This window comes from Flavihumibacter cheonanensis (assembly GCF_022352215.1).
Lineage (GTDB): Bacteria > Bacteroidota > Bacteroidia > Chitinophagales > Chitinophagaceae > Flavihumibacter > Flavihumibacter cheonanensis.
The window spans coordinates 1-292 of record NZ_JAKRWF010000041.1 but is presented as its reverse complement, the minus strand read 5'-3'; the positions used below and the strand labels follow the sequence as shown (position 1 = coordinate 292).

General features: G+C 64.7%; 1 protein-coding gene. It reads right to left on the bottom strand.

What is annotated here, in order from left to right; genetic code table 11:
* Positions 1-254, bottom strand: a 254-nt coding sequence (locus tag MD536_RS21040; RefSeq protein ID WP_239603764.1) for an aquaporin, incomplete at its 3' end; no start/stop codon positions are given.
* Between the last annotated feature and the right edge of the window lie 38 nt (positions 255-292).

The window sequence follows — 292 nt, the reverse complement described above, 5'->3', positions numbered from 1 at the left end:
ATGTAGGGGCCGACCTCGCCGAGCGGATGCCGGCCACCGGCCCAGAGGCCGATCGTCACGGCCGGGTTGAGATGGCAGCCCGAAATGTGGCCGATCGCGTAGGCCATCGTCAGGACGGTCAGGCCGAACGCGAGTGATACGCCAGCGAGGCCGATGCCGACCTCCGGAAAGGCCGCTGCCAGTACGGCGCTGCCGCAGCCTCCGAGCACGAGCCAGAACGTGCCGATGAATTCAGCCGCGAGTTTCTTCGACATGGGCATGTCAGGTTCCCTTCAGATGTTTGTTGATCGAC